At 44.7% G+C, this 16,933-nt stretch carries 11 protein-coding genes; all 11 read right to left on the bottom strand.

What is annotated here, in order from left to right; all coding sequences use genetic code 11:
- Positions 1 to 2: 2 nt before the first annotated feature.
- The 11 genes from JV36_RS0115155 to JV36_RS0115100 all read right to left on the bottom strand — a co-directional run bounded on the left by JV36_RS0115155 (position 3) and on the right by JV36_RS0115100 (position 16,670).
- Entirely contained in the window at positions 3 to 773 is a 771-nt protein-coding gene (locus JV36_RS0115155; protein ID WP_032094928.1) for a MotA/TolQ/ExbB proton channel family protein, read from the bottom strand.
- Positions 774 to 897: 124 nt separating this feature from the next.
- Positions 898 to 2,898: a PEGA domain-containing protein gene (locus tag JV36_RS0115150; protein WP_032094927.1), complete on the bottom strand. Its 2,001-nt coding sequence runs from the start codon at positions 2,896 to 2,898 to the stop codon at positions 898 to 900.
- A 10-nt stretch (positions 2,899 to 2,908) separates the two neighbouring features.
- On the bottom strand, positions 2,909 to 4,360 hold the full coding sequence (locus JV36_RS0115145) for a hypothetical protein (protein WP_032094926.1): 1,452 nt from the start codon (positions 4,358 to 4,360) through the stop codon (positions 2,909 to 2,911).
- Positions 4,361 to 4,382: 22 nt separating this feature from the next.
- The gene (locus tag JV36_RS0115140; protein ID WP_032094925.1) at positions 4,383 to 5,636 is read right to left on the bottom strand and encodes a hypothetical protein; all 1,254 of its coding nucleotides are present in this window, start codon (positions 5,634 to 5,636) and stop codon (positions 4,383 to 4,385) included.
- Between the two features lie 21 nt (positions 5,637 to 5,657).
- Complete coding sequence (locus tag JV36_RS0115135; RefSeq protein ID WP_032094924.1) at positions 5,658 to 6,197, bottom strand: hypothetical protein; 540 nt, start codon at positions 6,195 to 6,197, stop codon at positions 5,658 to 5,660.
- A 499-nt stretch (positions 6,198 to 6,696) separates the two neighbouring features.
- Positions 6,697 to 10,038 carry an amidohydrolase family protein gene (locus JV36_RS0115130; protein ID WP_032094994.1) on the bottom strand — a complete coding sequence of 1,114 codons (3,342 nt, stop codon included), beginning with the start codon at positions 10,036 to 10,038 and terminating at the stop codon, positions 6,697 to 6,699.
- A gap of 405 nt (positions 10,039 to 10,443) precedes the next feature.
- The gene (gorA, locus tag JV36_RS0115125; RefSeq protein ID WP_032094923.1) at positions 10,444 to 11,793 is read right to left on the bottom strand and encodes a glutathione-disulfide reductase; all 1,350 of its coding nucleotides are present in this window, start codon (positions 11,791 to 11,793) and stop codon (positions 10,444 to 10,446) included.
- A 346-nt stretch (positions 11,794 to 12,139) separates the two neighbouring features.
- Positions 12,140 to 13,447, bottom strand: a complete 1,308-nt coding sequence (locus JV36_RS0115115; RefSeq protein ID WP_032094921.1) for a response regulator — start codon at positions 13,445 to 13,447, stop codon at positions 12,140 to 12,142.
- A gap of 148 nt (positions 13,448 to 13,595) precedes the next feature.
- Positions 13,596 to 15,257: a sensor histidine kinase gene (locus JV36_RS0115110; protein WP_032094920.1), complete on the bottom strand. Its 1,662-nt coding sequence runs from the start codon at positions 15,255 to 15,257 to the stop codon at positions 13,596 to 13,598.
- Between the two features lie 10 nt (positions 15,258 to 15,267).
- Positions 15,268 to 16,083 carry a PhnD/SsuA/transferrin family substrate-binding protein gene (locus tag JV36_RS0115105; RefSeq protein WP_200883164.1) on the bottom strand — a complete coding sequence of 272 codons (816 nt, stop codon included), beginning with the start codon at positions 16,081 to 16,083 and terminating at the stop codon, positions 15,268 to 15,270.
- Positions 16,084 to 16,109: 26 nt separating this feature from the next.
- The gene (locus JV36_RS0115100; RefSeq protein ID WP_032094918.1) at positions 16,110 to 16,670 is read right to left on the bottom strand and encodes a response regulator; all 561 of its coding nucleotides are present in this window, start codon (positions 16,668 to 16,670) and stop codon (positions 16,110 to 16,112) included.
- Positions 16,671 to 16,933 lie beyond the last annotated feature (263 nt).

Below are 16,933 nucleotides of genomic sequence, written 5' to 3'. Positions count from 1 at the left end.
TATTAGTTATGTAAATGTGAGAGCAAGTGACGTTCACATGATGCCTGTGTGCGGATCACCATAGTATCTTGGCGACCGTTAAGCAGATGCATTAACAGCATTAAGATAAGGGAGATAAACAGGGCAACGAGGGTAGAGTTAAATGCCACGCCAAGCGAGGCGGTCATTCCAGCAATATCGCCCTCAAGCGCTGCATCAGCTTGAGCAAGGGCTGCGCCTATACCGCGCACAGTACCCACAAAGCCAATAGAGGGAATCGCCCAAATGATGTATCGAATAACGTTATTACCACTTTCTAGTTGTGCAGCAATGTTATCAATGGATGAATGAATAGCATCGGCAGCATGCTGAACATTATTTGTGTTTTTATAACGTCGAATGCAGTTTATCCAAGTGCTATAAGCGGGAGTGTCACTATAGGAGGAAGAAGATAGTTCGTTAATTGCCTCATCAATAGCTAACGGTGTATCTTTATTGTGTTCTGGCAGCAGATCGCGAGAATAAATTTCTTCTTCATCAAGCAACTTCCAAAGTTTGTATACCATCAAAAAAATACAAAATAGCATTAAGGAAATACACACCTGCTGCTCAATATCTTTCAAAATAACCCAGATAGATGAAAGCGAGGCTGTGCCTGTGCTTGCAATGACCTTTTCCGCTGCCGGCCTAATAACCCCGGCAAATAAAAAGTGAACAATAGCGAAAATAAGCAGGAAAACGCCGCCGCTAAAGAGAAAGCTTGGATTCATTGATAACGCATTATTTTTATTCATAGTAAATCCTTGGCGCTAAATGTTTGTTGGAAAGTCTTGGGGAGCGTCTAACGACACTAAGTATGCGCTTGCTGTTCCGGCAACGATCAAAAGAATGGCCGCAATGATAAATTTTTTCTTCATATTAGTTTTCATACCTTGCTATGCGAAAACCAATGTCATCTTGTGGGCTAGTTTCGCCACTTCTCACACTGGCTCTTATGTTTTTTAGTCTGCCTATTTTGAACGAGGCTCCTTTGACAACGTGCTTACTGCCATTCGTTGGGCCCAAGTAATCCACTGCCGTGCCACTAGTTTGAGGGGGTGTTACAGAATACACATCATGCACCCACTCACGAACATTGCCGTCTAAATCAAAAAAGCCACCGCGCTCAGCATCAAACGAACCCACTGGCGCTGCATTGGCAAACCCATCGTCATAATCTTTTAAAATAAAGGTTTGCTTGCCCTTTAACGAGGCATCGGCAAAGTTGCCTTGTTTGTCTCGTATTCGTTGCTGATTTCCCCATACAAAGGTAGTGGGGGAGGCCCTTCGATTCAGTTTGGCGATAAACTCCCACTCGGCTTCTGTGGGTAGTCGGTAGCCTTTCGCGTTAGCGTTAATGCCCACAACGCGCTTGCCCTGCATCACATAAAAAGGTGCAAGCCCCTCTTTTTCGCTTAGCCAATTAGTAAAGGCTGCCGCATTTTCCCATGAAATATTAGCCACAGGCTGCTTGCTGTTTTTTGCCTGTCCTTGGCCTTTATTTTGACCGCTAAAAGCAGCGTATTGCCCTTGAGTAATTTCGTGCCGCGATACCCAAACTTGTCGTGAGAAATCCACGTTAAGCTGATGCTCATTTCGCTTTCGGTTTTGTTCATTAGGTGGCGAGCCCATTGTAAACTCCTTAGGTGACACCAGCGCCAGCTGAATGCCTAATGAAGATACAAATAAAGGCGTGCCGTCGCGGCGTCTGGCATCAAACTCTGTCAGCATTTCTGCGTTTACGGTGGTGAGCTTGTTATGAGTAGGCGTTATGCTTTTTTCTACCGTTCTGTAGCCACTTCGCTGAAAAGATACCCGCGCTGGAAGGGTTTGAAGCTGAAGTCGCAAGGGGGTTTCACCTTTTTTTACGCCATCAATAACTACCTGAGAGGTAAGCGATGAGGTGAGACTGACGTCGCCCATTTCTCGTGCTAACTCAAAGCGAATGTTTCTTTGTTCCCCAGGGGTGAGCGTTACACGCTCACGTTGTGGCACAAAGCCAGGCTTTTCATACGTTATTAAGTGGGTAACGTCAGCGTTTACGCTAGCATTCGACTTTGCTGGCTTGCCATTGATGCTAATAATGCCTCCAGACGGCGCTACGTCAATGGCTAGCTGTGCCTGCAATAGTTGAAGATTGTAATCTCGACGGGGTGATAGACGTTGGTTGCTAACCTCAATAGTATCGTGCAACGGCTCAAATCCATCCTTTGATAAGGACACGTCGTAGCGGCCGCCAGACTTAGCGATTGTTAAAGGGGTATTGCCCACTGTCTCACCGTTTATTGAGACCGCTGCGCCACTAGGAACCGAGTTTATGATCATGCTACCTTCAACCGGCTCTAGCGTTAATTCCTTTTCAATAACCTCAGCTTTGTCTGCAGTGACGCTCAGTAGAGCTTTACTGAAGAAAGGATGAACCGCAGATATATTGTATTGCCCTTCCGATAATTCGGTTTTTAAGATACTCGCGACCGCTATTTTTTCGCCGTTAATATACCAACTGATATCTGATAACTCGGGCTCAGTGGAAATAGTTAATGTGGCAGGTAGCGGCACTAGCTCTACCTCGATGGTGCTGGGCGATTGACTGTTAACAGTAAGTTCGGTTGGCATAAACTTAGGTGCCGATACCGAAACATCTGCAGAGTTTCCAATTACGTAAAGTTTGTCGCTAATAAAAAAAGCATTGCCGCTAAGCACAGAAAACTGAGGCGCTTTTGCCGCATCCTCAGGATAAACAGCAAAGGCATACCCTTTAGTTAAAAATAGCCAACTAAAATAGATAGCTATAATAATCGACAGCCCAATAAGAGAAAAAATCGCTGCACTTTTTCGGCGTCGTTTTCCCTTAGCAATGGCTTCATCAATGCTACTCAAAATGGTTTCCTTATACTTTTTCTGTGCAAGTGATGTGTACAGATAAATCTGTAGTCAACGGTGTGACCTGAATATTTTCGATAACAGAGCGGTATCCTTCACGGCTTCCTTCTAGGCGGTATGTACCGGGCTTAAGCTGGATAGTTTTAGTTTTCACTTCGCCCACTATGCCAACGCCTAATACTTTTATGTAGGTATCGTTATCTGAGGTGATAGTCACGTCCCGTGGTGTATTCACGTCGTCTATAGTTTTTTTGAAGGTGTCTGCTTGTGCTCGTAGCTTTTCACTCTGACTAAAATAAGGCTCTGCATTTTTTAACGCCAGCATGGCAGCCTGTTTTATATTGCTATCTGCTAAGCGCTCAGGTCGTTGTTGAAAGTTTGCGATTTGTCGACGACTTTCAATAATTGCTTTTGCATTTTTATCAGCCTTTAAAAGTGAGGTGCTGGTGGGAAATTGAGTTAAACCTTTAGCGGCAAGTAGCGATACGGTCTCCCACTCATCTGCGCTTATAAAAATAGCCACTTGCTCCTCAACCTTATTGAGGTTTTCACCAGCAATAAGTGTTTTGAGTCGCTGGGAAATGACTCTCACTTCTTCGCTGTTTGTCTTAATGGCAGCAGCTTCGGTTAATACCCGATTAGCAACGCCATAATTTTTATCTACTATGGCTCTATTTGCTTGTGCTAACAAAGAGGCAAACTGGCTATCCGTCTGCTGCTTATTCAGTGCCGCAAGCGCCTGTGAGGCGTCCTCTCTGAGTGGATCGAGCTTTACGATGGTAGTGTAGGCTTGTTGTTGCTTTGTAATATTGTTTTCAATTTTACCTATTCGAGCTTGTTCGTAGGCATCCTGCACTTGCTCAAATACGTCTATGCGCTGCTGAAGGGTATTAGCTAACGCGTATTGCGGGTTTATGGATAACGACTCTCGATTTAAATTAAACGCAGTGCCGTTGTCGTTTTGATTAAACGCGGCCAGTGCCTTTTCATAAGGTTGGGTATAGGCTAATTCAAACGCGTTTAGCAAAGCACTACTGTCATCATTTATCTCATTGATGCGCTGTTCCACACTGGCATAGTTAGACGCAGCATACGCATTAAAAGCGTCGTTGAGCTTATTCTCTATGGTCGTTGCGGCCTCACGAAAGCGCTCTGAATAGCTAACGCGAGCAGACATTGCTTCTATCTGCTCTTTGGTTTTGCTCAATGCAACTTGTAAGGCTTTTCGCTGCGCTTCGCTAAACACTTGTTGGCTTGCTTCGATAGAGGAGGGGGATGACGTCGTGTCATTTTCATTACGAGGGACCCGTTCTTCGGTGGATGTTACCGGTAACATAAAAACGAGAAACCCACCCACAGCGATAACCACAATTAACACTAACGTGCCAAGCAAAGACTTTTTAATTATCGCTTTCTTCTTTGCTCGACTTTCTTCTATCGCTTTTTCAACGCTTTGCATAGGCTTCTCGTTAATGCAGCGCTTAAAGCGCTGTCATCGGAGTGGCTTCCATATCATAAATGTCTTTTAACTTAGCGCGCAGTTGATAGTACTGCTCGCTCGCTGTGCCTTGTAGTTCAATGCGTTGATTATCAATTTCAACGATTTGATCGGCGACTTGTATATCCAAGTTTTGCCCCATTTCGTCGAACAAATCACGCTGGGCATGCAGTTCCTTATTGGTTTGAATAGCCTGGCTAAGCGAGCCGATAGCCGCAATGCCTGCACCTGCAGCGGCAACTTGACCCGCTGTCGAGCTTGAGTTTGACCCTAGTAGTACAGAGGCAACAGCAAACAGCCCAGCAGTTACTTGCTTAGTGGTACGCTCGGCTTCTAATTCGCGTATTTTCTTTGCTTCAGGCAAGGTTTCCATCTGATATTTTCTGTATGCTTCTTCTGTGGTCACCCAAAAAGAGTCGTAAGTTTCTTGCAAACTATCTATAAACTGTTCGTCTTTAGCTTGAATAGCGCGAACTCGACGCAGCATAGGGTCGCTTTCAGATGGGGCACTCACTAATTCAATTGTGCCTCTGCGACCTTGTTCAAGATACTGGCCGAAGCTTTCTGGGCTGTACATTTGAGCGTAGCGAAGGTCAGAAATGGTTTGAACCTCTTTTTTATAGGCTTCAGATTTTTCTTTCAGTAGGCCGTATACAAACTTAGCAATGTCGTCGAAAACAGGGCCATTCGGATTTTCACCGCGAGACATAGCATCTCTGTACCATCCTTCGCTTACCCGATATTCAAATTCCTCTTCGCCCCAAACGGTGTTTTTGGCGTCCATTACTTTTACACCAATTTCTACCGTTTCAGTATCTGAGTAGTTAATAATTCCAAGTACATAAACGTCTGCTAATGCAGAAGCGTCGGGAGTCACATTTATACTGCCGAAGGATTTTGTCTTACCCAGTGCTTCTTTAGTCGCTACGGCAAAGCGATTCGCTTCTAAGCGTCGAACTTGGGGCCAAATACCTTCTTCTTCAATCTCGTCATAGTCAATGCTTCCATCCCTCTCAGTGGGAAAACCCGGGTCGAAGACCGGAACCGCAACATCCATAAAAATAGAAGAATTGTAGTTATATGAGTTAGACGATGAACCTAATGGCTGCCCTGAGCCTGGACCTACCATAGAAGGCCCTACGCTAGAGACTTTAGTTTGCGTTGAGCCACAACCGCCTAAAAATAAGAGCGAGGCGGTAGCCACCACGGTAATTAGTTTTTTATTAAATGAAGACATTTCCTTTCCTTCTTCTTAGTGTTATTTACAGCCGTATTGTTCTTTTAATTCTTTAAAATGTGTTTTTTCCGACTCAGTGGTTGCACCTTGTAGCCCAGTATTTACCGCGTCGCACACGGCAGAACTTCCGCCTTGCGAGGGGCCACCAACGGTGGTTTTCGACGTCGCCGAGGTTGATTTAGTGGACGAGGCTTGGGAGTTGGTCGATGCAGACTGTGCATTGGATTGTTCCGCACTCTCACCTGAAGTACCGGTACCGTTTGCGCCAAGTGCGCCTGACCCGCTACCAGCACCACTGCCCGCGGCATCAGCAATACCTTGCGCAGCAGATTGTGCGGCATTGTTCATGCACTCTTCGGTTTGATCAAGTACGCTAAAAAGAGACTTATCCATAGCCTCAATTTTTTCTGCCTCAGTCATTAGAGAGGTGTCCTGTTCGCCGAAATCTATGAATGAACAGTCTTGAAAATAGATGGGTGTGCCTTCCGCTTGCCCAAGCTTTGACATGCATAAAAGAACGACAATAATGAGAATACTGGGAACATTTCGATTCACGTTCATAAGTCCTTTTAAGATTGAAAGTCGAAAGCTGAAACAAAAAGCTGTGATAAGAAGAAAAGCACTGCTGCTTCTTGTTGAATACTTATAGCACCTTTTATACCAGTCCGCATAGATAATTACCAACTCAGCGAGACTTAAAATGTTCGAAATCGCGGCGTGTTACCGCAGGTGCAGTGGTTCTACATCAAGGTGACACAACAAAGAGTACGGACATTTTAAACTCGCCCTTCGGGAAGGTCTGGCAAGTTCCCTAGCTTCATTCTGGGAATTTGAAAGGGAACAGTCATTCCTGCATTCCCACGCTTCGCTAGGAAACTTGCCAGCGCCTTCTGAGTGGGCAATTATCTATGCGGACTGGTATTTCTCATCTAAAAAATAGGAAGATAAAGAAAAAGCCAGCGATGAGAGGTATCAACTCGTTCATCGCTGGCTTTTAAGTGTTACAGATTATGTCGGGCTATTTAGCCCGTCTGTTGGCGCTAATTACTGCTCAGCAGAATTAATGCTCCCAATGGAAGTGGTGCGCTTTGGCCTCAACCGCATCGGCTGTTGCCTGTGGCATAAAGGTGGCATTGTCTTGCTCGAAAAAGAATGGTTTACGCTTTTTCTTGCTGCCTACTTCATTCATCGTTTCCGACTCGTACACACGGCCGTTTAGCACGGTATATTCAACATACTCACTCTTTTTAATGTCGCTGAGTACATCGCCATCTATTACCACTAAGTCTGCTAGTTTTCCGGCTTCAATACTGCCGAGATCCTTAGACATACCTAAGTGTTTGGCACCATCAATAGTACCTCCGCGTAATGCCTCCCAAGGAGTAAAGCCGCCTTGTTGCATTATCCATAGCTCCCAGTGAGCGGCTAAACCTTCACGCTGTCCGTGAGCACCAATATGTACACTTACTCCATTGTCGCGAAGCTCTTTAGCGTAGCTAGCCACGTTTTGGTGGTTATATTGATTTTCTGGTGCGCTAGGTCTGCGAATAGCACGTCTATCTAATATAGTTGATGGGGTATAACGCAGTAAGCGAGGGTTTTTCCACACCTCTGTTTTGTCGTACCAGTATTCTTCACCCATCATTCCGCCATAAGACACAACAAACGTGGGGGTGTAACCAAACTCTGTGGCTTTCCAAAGCTGAGTTACGTCGCTGTAGCCTTTTTCCACCGGTAGGCTGTGCTCTAAACCTGTATGGCCATCAACTAGCATGGTTAGGTTTTGCTGGAACTTACCGCCGCCCTCAGGCACTACCATCATTTCTTGGTTCTTAGACGCCCATAACACCTGTTGACGTTGGTCACGACGTGGCTGGTTATAGCTTTTTACTGAAATCGCGCCCGCTTCTTTTAAGCGTTCAACGTGGAAGTAAGCATCGTCATAATCGTTAATGATGGCTTTGTATCCTAGTCCTTCTGCGCCATATAAAATGGTGCCGGTAGAGTAAATACGTGGTGCTACAATTTTACCTTTGCGCTGTAACTCAGACGCTGCAAATATTTCAGTAGTGTCGTTTGACGGATCGTGAATAGTGGTGACACCAAAGGACACATTCGAGTACTGACTCCAGTTTTGCTGTGGAATGATTTCATTTCTTCCCTGGGAACCGTGAGCGTGAGCATCAATAAGGCCTGGAATAATGGTTTTTCCGCTGGTATCAATTTGCATCGCGTCGGCAGGGATCTCGATATCGCTGCGCTTGCCGACAGCTTCAATGCGGTTGTCTTTAATAAGCACAACGCCATCTTCGATGATTTCCTGCGTATTGTCAGCGTCACGCATGGTCACCACTTTGCCGCCTACCAGTGCTTTATACCCTGATGGTTTGTCAGCGTCGGTAGAGAACGATAGGTCCATTCCCTGTGCCACTGGCTCTGGTAATGTGTCTGAGGCTCCGTCAACGAAGGCGAAGGCTTCATCAAGAGAGCGCTTAAACAACGTCGGGCCGTTAAACCAGCTTAGGGTTTTATTGTCAGGCGACCACGTTAGGTACTCTCCAGCACGGCTTGAAAGCTGTGTTACTGGTAGTGAAGTCATGTCTGGACCAATGGTAATTTTCTTACCATTATCGACGAACGGCGCCACATACGTTTTGAACTGATAGACAAAGGCAATCCACTTTTTATCGTGAGAAAGTTTGTACTCACTTACCTTGGTGCTGCCGTATAGATGAGTTCGCTTGTCGTTGCCTTTAAGGTTTACACTAGATAGCTGCGTTTCGTAATAGGCTTCACCGCCTGCAGACTCAGTAAAGTAAACCCGTTCGTCGCCGCCTGCAAAGTGGGCATTATACCCACCGTCGGTCACCTTATTGACGGTGTCTTCTTCAAGGTCAGCCACATAAATACCTGGCTCTACAGAGTACTTAGGGTTCAGCAAGTAGCCCCCCGTAAATTTGCGAAACAGCACTTTCTCTCCATTTGCGGAGAATGATGGCTCAATGTAATGGCCCGGTTGTTCGGTGATGACTTTGCCTTTACCGCCTCTCGCTGATACTACCCGAACGGTACCTAAATCTTGGTCGTCCCACGTGGTATACACTATTTTTTTACCGTCGTTAGAAAAACGTGGGTAAAACTCGTCGTGGTCGCTTTGTTTGGTTAAACGCTTAATGTTGCCCGACTTCACGTCGCGAACGTACAGCTTACCTAGCGCCTGAAATAAAACGGTTTTGCCATTGGGAGACATTTGAGACCAGCGGATCATATTGACATCGAACTTGTCTGGAGCCACGTCTACGTCGAAACGAAGGGCGTCAGCGTATTGCACTTTGGCGTCTACACTAATTTCAATCGTTGATGTGCTTTTGTCAGCAATATCGATGGTGTGGAACTTTCCGCCTGTCCAATACACGATTTTCGAGCTATCGGGCATCCAATCGAAATACGCAAAGTAGCCTTCAGAGCCAAAGCCTTCCTGCATATCTCTTTCAAGCTCTAGTGTGAGAGGTGTTTCAATACCCGTTTTAACGTCTTTTATAAACAGAGCAGTTCTGTCTTTCACGCGGCGAACAAACGCAATGTATTTACCATCTGGTGACGGAGTAGGGACCACTGCACCGCCAGTGCCGCTGATGTAACGGCTTTCTTCACCGGTTTCACGATCAAAACGGGTAATGGCAAAGATACCTTCTAGCGGGTCGCGATTGTATTCAAAGCGGCTGCCAGGAACGGTATTTTCTGTGAAGTAGATGTATTTGCCGTCATGAGAAAAAACAGGGTCAGCAATGTTTTGCTGGTCACGCTTTCCGCTGTTTCGCGCTTTAATTTGCAGGCCGTCACCGCCTGACTTGTGATACATCCAAATCTCGCCCGCAGGAATACTGCGACTCGACATAATACCCTTTGTTACCACAAGGTATTCGCCATCAGGGCTCCACTTAGGAGAGTGAATAAGGTTGTTTTTCTCACTAGTCACTTGATGAAGGTTTTCGCCATCGATATCCATAACCCACACATTGCTTAGGCCATCGCGGTCTGAAATAAAAGCGACCTGCTTACCGTCTGGCGATATAGAAGGATGAATATTCCATGCGAAGTCTTGGGTAAGTGGCGACGCATCACCGCCATTGATATCGACTTTATATAGGTCGCCAAGCATATCGAAAACCATATACTTGCCGTTAGGTGCCACATCGAGGCTTGACCACGTGGTTTCAGTGGTGCTTATTGCCACTTCATTAAGTGCATAAGGCGGGTTATTGACGTCCCAGTTATCCACATCGTAGCCGTTTTCTTCTTTACTCTGAGACGTTGCTTCCTGTGCAAAGGTAGGAGCAATGCCTGATGCCAACATCGCTGATGCGATGAGACTCAGTGATAATTTTTTCATTGTATTTATTTCCAACTTTTTAATGTCGTTAGTTTTTATAGTGTGCGTGTTGTTGTTTCTTTCTCAGAAGCCCGTAAACAAGAACAGCATTGGTTGTTGATATCATACGTTACAACATAAACGTAATATAAACATAACGCGACTAGTCGCTTTCATTAAGTGATGAATGCCAGTTAACATTATATTTACGTTGTTTGTAAGAAGAAACAGAGTGGATAAAGAGTAAGGCTGATTTTTTTTAGCTCACAAAAAAGGCCGCTTAATCTCAAAGGCGGCCTACGGTTTATATTTTACAGCAATTGCGACCTATTGAAGGTCACAGTTGCTGATTAAGTCATGAATTCAAGTTGAGAGCTCAAGCCCAAAGCCTACTTTCCAAGCCCAGAGCCCAAGCCAGAGCTCAAAGCCCAGAGGTTAGGTCATAGTAACGAATTCTTCACCGCTGGTAGGGTGAATAGCGACACAGGCATCAAAGTCGGCTTTTGTTGCGCCCATTTTTATGGCCACTGCAAAACCCTGTAATATTTCATCCATGCCGTGTCCAATACCGTGCAGGCCAACCACTTTTTCATCTTTACCGGCGCAGATAAGCTTCATCTTTGTCATTTGGCGATGACGGGTTACGGCGGTGTACATAGATGCAAAGCTTGACGTGTAAGTTTTAATATTGTTTTCGCCGTGCGCCTCAATGGCTTCTGGCTCTGTCATTCCAATAGTACCAATAGGTGGGTGGCTAAACACCACTGTTGGAATAAGTGAATAGTCCATATGCGCATCTTTTTGGCCGTTGAACAGACGCTCACTGAGCAGTCTGCCGGCTTTTATCGCAACAGGAGTCAGCTCTGCTTCACCGGTAATATCACCAACGGCGTATACATTTTTGGCCGTTGTGTTTTGGTATTTATCCACTTTCACCGTACCGTCATCACTAAGCTCAACATCGGTATTTTCCAATCCGATTTTATCGGTAGATGGCTCGCGGCCAATGGCCCAAATTAAGCAGTCTGCTCTTAACTGCTCGCCGTTGGTTAACGTTATTGTTAATTCACCATCGTCAGCTTTTTCCACTTTTTCAACACTGGCGAAGGTGTGTAATTTACAGCCTTCGGTATTGATCATATCAACCAATGTTTCGTGGATAATAGGGTCGAAGTTTCTAAGTGGTGCATGTTTTCTCACTACTAGGTGAGATTCTGTACCTAACGCATGAAGTACACCTGCCAATTCAACACCAATGTAGCCAGCACCCACAACGACTGCGCGCTTAGGCTGATCTTTTAGGGCAAAAAAGCCATCTGAGTCGATGCCGTACTGCGCCCCTTCGATATCTGGAATAGAAGGGCGGCCGCCTACTGCAATAGTAATGTGGTCTGCCGTAATGCGTTCACCATTCACTTCAATCGTATTGTTATCGATAAACTTAGCAAATCCGTGAATTAGAGTTACGTCGTTAGCTGTTAACACGCGATCGTATGATGCGTGAATGCGTTCAATGTACGCTTGGCGACTTGCAATTAGGCCATCCCAGCTAAAGTGGTTTACTGAAACATCAAATCCATATTCTGGCGCATAGCGGTGCACGGCTTCTGCAATTTGCGCCCCGTACCACATGGCTTTTTTAGGTACACAACCCACGTTTACACAGGTGCCACCAATATCCTTTGCTTCGATAATTGCCGCTTTTTTGCCGTGCTTTGCTGCGCGATTAGCCGATGCAATGCCACCGCTACCGCCGCCAATAGAAATATAATCAAAATGTTTCATACAAAAGCCTTTTAAATTGTTAGAGCCAATTCTTATTTTTCCATTCTCACATGAATTCTACTGTAACGACATACGAAATAGCATCGCCAGCGGCAATAATGCGATTAATCGCAAGCAATACATTTAAATATGCGTATTGAGCACACATCAGCCACAAGCCTTTGCTGCTAAAAATGTCCGTAGTCTTTGTTGTGTCACCTTGATGCAGAACCACTATACCTGCGGTAACACGCCGCAATTACGAACCTTTTAAGTCTCGCTGAGTAGGTAACTATCTATGAGGACTGGTATAAAAGGTTCGCTAGTCGCTAATTACTAGCTACTAGCGCACCTTCTTAAAGAGAAACTACTGACTTGTAGTCTCAGAATTGCTTTCTGGTTCTATTTGAATGCTAAATGCTTTACCGCGCTCTTCTTCAAATTGCTGTAGTTTTTGAATGGTTGCACGGTTAAATACGTGGCCTTCAGGCAAGATGAGTATATGACTGTCGTTATACAAGTTTTGAGCCAGCTGCATCCCTTCTTTTAACTGAGCGGCCTTCATTGTGGTATCGAGTAGGGTAGAGGTGCCAATGTCCTCGGCACTTAACAGTAAATCAAGATACTCACCGTCATAACGGGTGTTTCTGTGTTTTTTCATTTCTGCTTTGGCGTCTCTAGGCAGCATTTCCACACCGCTCATTCGGCCAGTGACCAAACGCCAGTAGTCCCTTGCAATCGCCAATATTCGGGCTCCCACAGGGATTTCTTTCGCTACCTTATTGTAAAGGCCTGAACCATTGTAGTGCTCAAACTGAAACTCGATAATATCTGATATAGGCTGAAGCTCTTCGGCTGGAGCGAGGATAAGCGCAGCTTGTTTGGTTTGCGATAAGTAATTCTGTTGCTGTTGATATTTTAACTTAGCAAACGGCTCGGCAAAATCTTCTACCAGCAAACCCAATTGGCCGAGTTCGCATATGAGCCCCGCATACTTTACTTGTTTGATATCACTTTTCTCTAGCTGTGCAATACGGGCAATTTTTGCCGCAAGTTCGCTCACTTCAATGGCAAACTTACCGTTGATATGGGGGTTAATACTGATTACGTTGAACAGCACTTGCTCCATGGCCTGGTTGTGCTTCTCAATCTTATTGAGCGCAAATTTTATTTGACGGGTTCTTTTTTGAACCACACTTTCAAGGGACGTATTAATGTCTTTGAGCTTTTTGTTCTGAAGACGAGTCAGCTTTTGCAGTCGCGTATTTTCCTCCTTAAGCTTAACCCGTTCTAGCCCTTCATTGATAACTGAAATGAGCTCTTGGTTATCCCATGGCTTCTGCAAATAGCGATGAATTTTACCTTGGTTTACGGCTTTGATTGTAGACTCGATATCAGCATAGCCGGTGAGAACCACTCTAAAGGTGTCAGGATAGTTTTTAGCGACTTGCTCTAACAGTTCAGCCCCAGACATTTGCGGCATTTTCATATCCGAAATCACCACATGGACAGTCTGCTTCTGCATTAGCTCTAGGGCTTTTGAGCCGCCATCAGCGAGCAGCAGATTTATATCCATTGTAAACAGAGCACGTTTTATCGCGCGCAATATATTGGGCTCGTCATCGACAAATAAGACAGTGTATGTCACCGGCTTTTCTGGGGTAGGTGCTGTCATAAAAAACGTAATCCTGTTAAAACGATATCTCTCACTATGTAAGCATTGCACTGCCTACGTCGAGTCTTTCTTAATGTACTGACAATTACTCAATACTCTAACCGGACATTACTACCTTGACTGTTAGTCAATAGGCTACCCAAGGTAGCTAGGTTTCCGGTTCGTCGCTTATATCTTTCACAATGGGTAGTGCCAATGTAAACTTGCTGCCTTCATTTTCTACGCTTGTAACGCTTAAACGACCGCCATGTTCCTGTGCTATTCCAAACGAAATAGACAATCCTAATCCGGTACCTTGCCCTTCTGGCTTGGTAGTGAAAAATGGATTAAACAGCTTATCTAAATTGTCTTGAGGAATACCGCACCCAGTATCTTCCACCCTTAACTCTACAAAATCGTCAACGACGACTGTGGAGATAGTGACTCTCCCATGTACACCTGTGCTTTCTACCGCTTGGCCTGCATTAATGAGCAAATTCGTCACGACTTGTGAAATTTTGCCAATATTCATCGTCACCGCAGGCACGTTGCCTAATTTAGTTTCTACAGTACATACATATTTTAGCTGGTTATTAACCATGGCCAATGTGGTGCGTACGCAATCGTTAATGTTGTGTAACTGCACGCCATCGCTATCTACCCGGGAGAAGAGTTTTAGCCCTTTCACTATTTCTGCAACGCGATGAAGCCCCTCGGTGGAGTCATTAAGTAAATCGCTAATATCCTCATTGATAAATGCCATATCTTTATCAATGATGTTTTGCTTTATATCGGTAATGAGAGCTAATCGCTGAGCCTCATCATCGCTATTTAGTAGCGCTGTCACTTGCGCGAATAACATTTGATAGGTGGCAATATAGTCGTTTAACGTTGATATGTTGCTACTCACAAAGCCAACAGGGTTGTTTATCTCATGAGCAACGCCGGCAGCTAATTGACCAACGGAAGCCATTTTCTCAGCTTGCAATAACTGCACCTGCGCTTCTTTTAGGTTTGTGTTTGTCTCTTCAAGCTCCATGTTCTTTTGATTAAGCTTTGCCGTTCTGTCACGTACCTTATCTTCAAGTAGGGCGTTGAGTTCTTTAAGCTCATCTTCAAAGCGCTGTCGCTGTCCGTGCTCTTCTCTTAAACGCTCCACTAAATGATTAAAAGCTTCTGCTAAATCACTGAGTTCGTCTTTACCACGAACCTCGATAAGGATATTTTGATAATGATTATTTTCAACGGCTTCGCCAAGATGTTTAGCACCAGTGTGAAGTGATTGAAGCTGTCTCATTAAGTAAGAGCCAAGTAAATAAGACAACAATCCAACAAGTACAAACTCAAGCACCGCTAGGGTGAGCGTCCAGCTTCTCACCCGCGACACCGAGTCTGTCACCGAAGCAATATTTAATCCCATTTCCACATAGCCGTAGAGTGTGTCGTTCACCAAGATGGGAGCCCGTGTGTCGTAAATGCCATCGTCGGTGTGTGAGGCCGAGGTGTCCTTATTAAACGTGTTCTGCAATGCCCTTGAATCGCCTTTTTCAATAAACACTCTATTGTTTTTGTCTTTAACCCTTACGTAAGCAATATTGGGGTTGGTGAGTATTTCTGTAACATCAGCATCAAGAGAGGAAAGGTCGTAACTTAAAAATGCATTTTTAGTGGTAGAGACAAACAGTGCCGCGCTTGTGCTTGCAGATTTTTCAACGCTGCTATCAACAAGGTCGTTTAAAAATTGAAAAATAGTGACCACTAAAACAATAAGCAGTAAGGCGGTTATTGATATCACGCCTGTAATGGTTTTTGTTCGCAAGGATAATCGCACAGTTAGTCCTTTAACTATGGGGCCGAGATAGTGATGATATGCCAAGCTCACGGACATCATCCCAATGAGAATCATCGGCTTCAACGAAGCCGTTCATACCCAAATTCTTTAATATATCGGCGCTACTGGCATCACTAGAAATCGAGATTAATGCATTGATTATCGATTGTCTCTCATCTTCACTTAGCCTTGGGTGTGTAGCAATAGCGTGAGGAGTATAAAGAGGGCTTTCCCACAATATCCTTAACGACTGTTGAGCTGGAGATGACTGCAGCGTTCTATAAATTCCACCGCCAGCGATAAAAAACTGTTTTTCTACATTTAAATAAACGGAATCGTGGGAATTTACATAGCGAGGAACAAAAGCAATATTTTCGTTTCGTAATTTGGCGCTCGTGACTATGCTTGCGGCAAAGGCAGCCGGTGCTGGAAATACTAGCTCGGCCCCGTTTAGTTCGGACAAAGATTGAATGCCACTATCTTTATGGACAACAATAATGCCCTGTAAACGTTTATCTTTTTGTTTTGCGAGGGCTTGGTAACCCACTGACGAGTTAAATACGACAAAATGAAACGGGTTCATGTAGGCAATATCGTATTCGCCATTTGCTAAGTTAGCTTCAAAGGAGGGAATGTCTTTTGCCGTGTGAAAATCGATAGTGAGGCCGGTGTAATTTTCTATGTAGTCAAAAAGAGGCTGCCAAGACTTCACCATTTTTTTTGCAGACTGTTGAGGAACAACGCCAAAAGTGAGGGTTTTCGCTTGTACCCCATGCGGTAACATCAGTATAAAAGCGGTGCACATTGCACATAGTACTCTACACATGAAAACGCTCCTTATCCTCTATTGCCCTACATCGACATAAACTGCTCGAGTACCATGGTGAGATCGTGGTTAGAGAATGGCTTTTGAAGTGATGCATCGGCACCTATTTCTAAGGCACGTTCAAGGCTAATATCATCGAGTGCAGAAATAACAACAATTTTTAAATCTTTATATTTGCTTTGTTCACGTGTGAAATCGATGACGCTGTATCCATCCATTCCCGGCATACTCAGGTCGAGTGTCATTACCTTAGGCTCATACTGACTCAGCATTATGCCCGCTTGGAAACCGCCGGTAGCAATGTAGCTGTCGAATCCAGCTCTGCGTGCTACCCGTTGAATTGACTTTGCAACAGGCATTTCATCATCGACAATAAGTATTGAAGGTGTTGCGTCACCCTTAAGTGAGTCGGGGATGGGCATGTCGTGACGCTCTAAAAATTCAATGAAATCTTCAACGAGCACGCGATTGTTCCCTCGGCCGGGAAGCTTGAAGCCTTTAAGTTTACCGTTTTCTATCCATCTGATTACGGTACGCAAATTAACATCGCAGTATGATGCTATTTCGCCCGATGTAAGTGTCTTCATAGTTTCGCCCTTTTCATATCCTTGTGAATTATAGCGTCATACGCACAGAAGACAAAGTAGACAAAAGGTTTAAATGTGACATTAGTGACATTTCGGTTTGTGGCGGCTGAAAGGCCAGCAAAAGTGCGCTTTGTCACTGTTAATAGCTTTTGATCTTCGACTAAAAAATAGTTGTACTTACAGGTTAAGTCAAATCACTTACCAACCATGGCATGATACAGCGAAGTGTGGCGGTATTGTTTAGACGAAGCTTGGCTGTGAAT

Source organism: Alteromonas sp. LOR, from assembly GCF_000753865.1.
Classification (GTDB): domain Bacteria; phylum Pseudomonadota; class Gammaproteobacteria; order Enterobacterales; family Alteromonadaceae; genus Alteromonas.
Note: the sequence above shows the minus strand (reverse complement) of the source record. Positions and strands in the feature narration are given on the sequence as shown.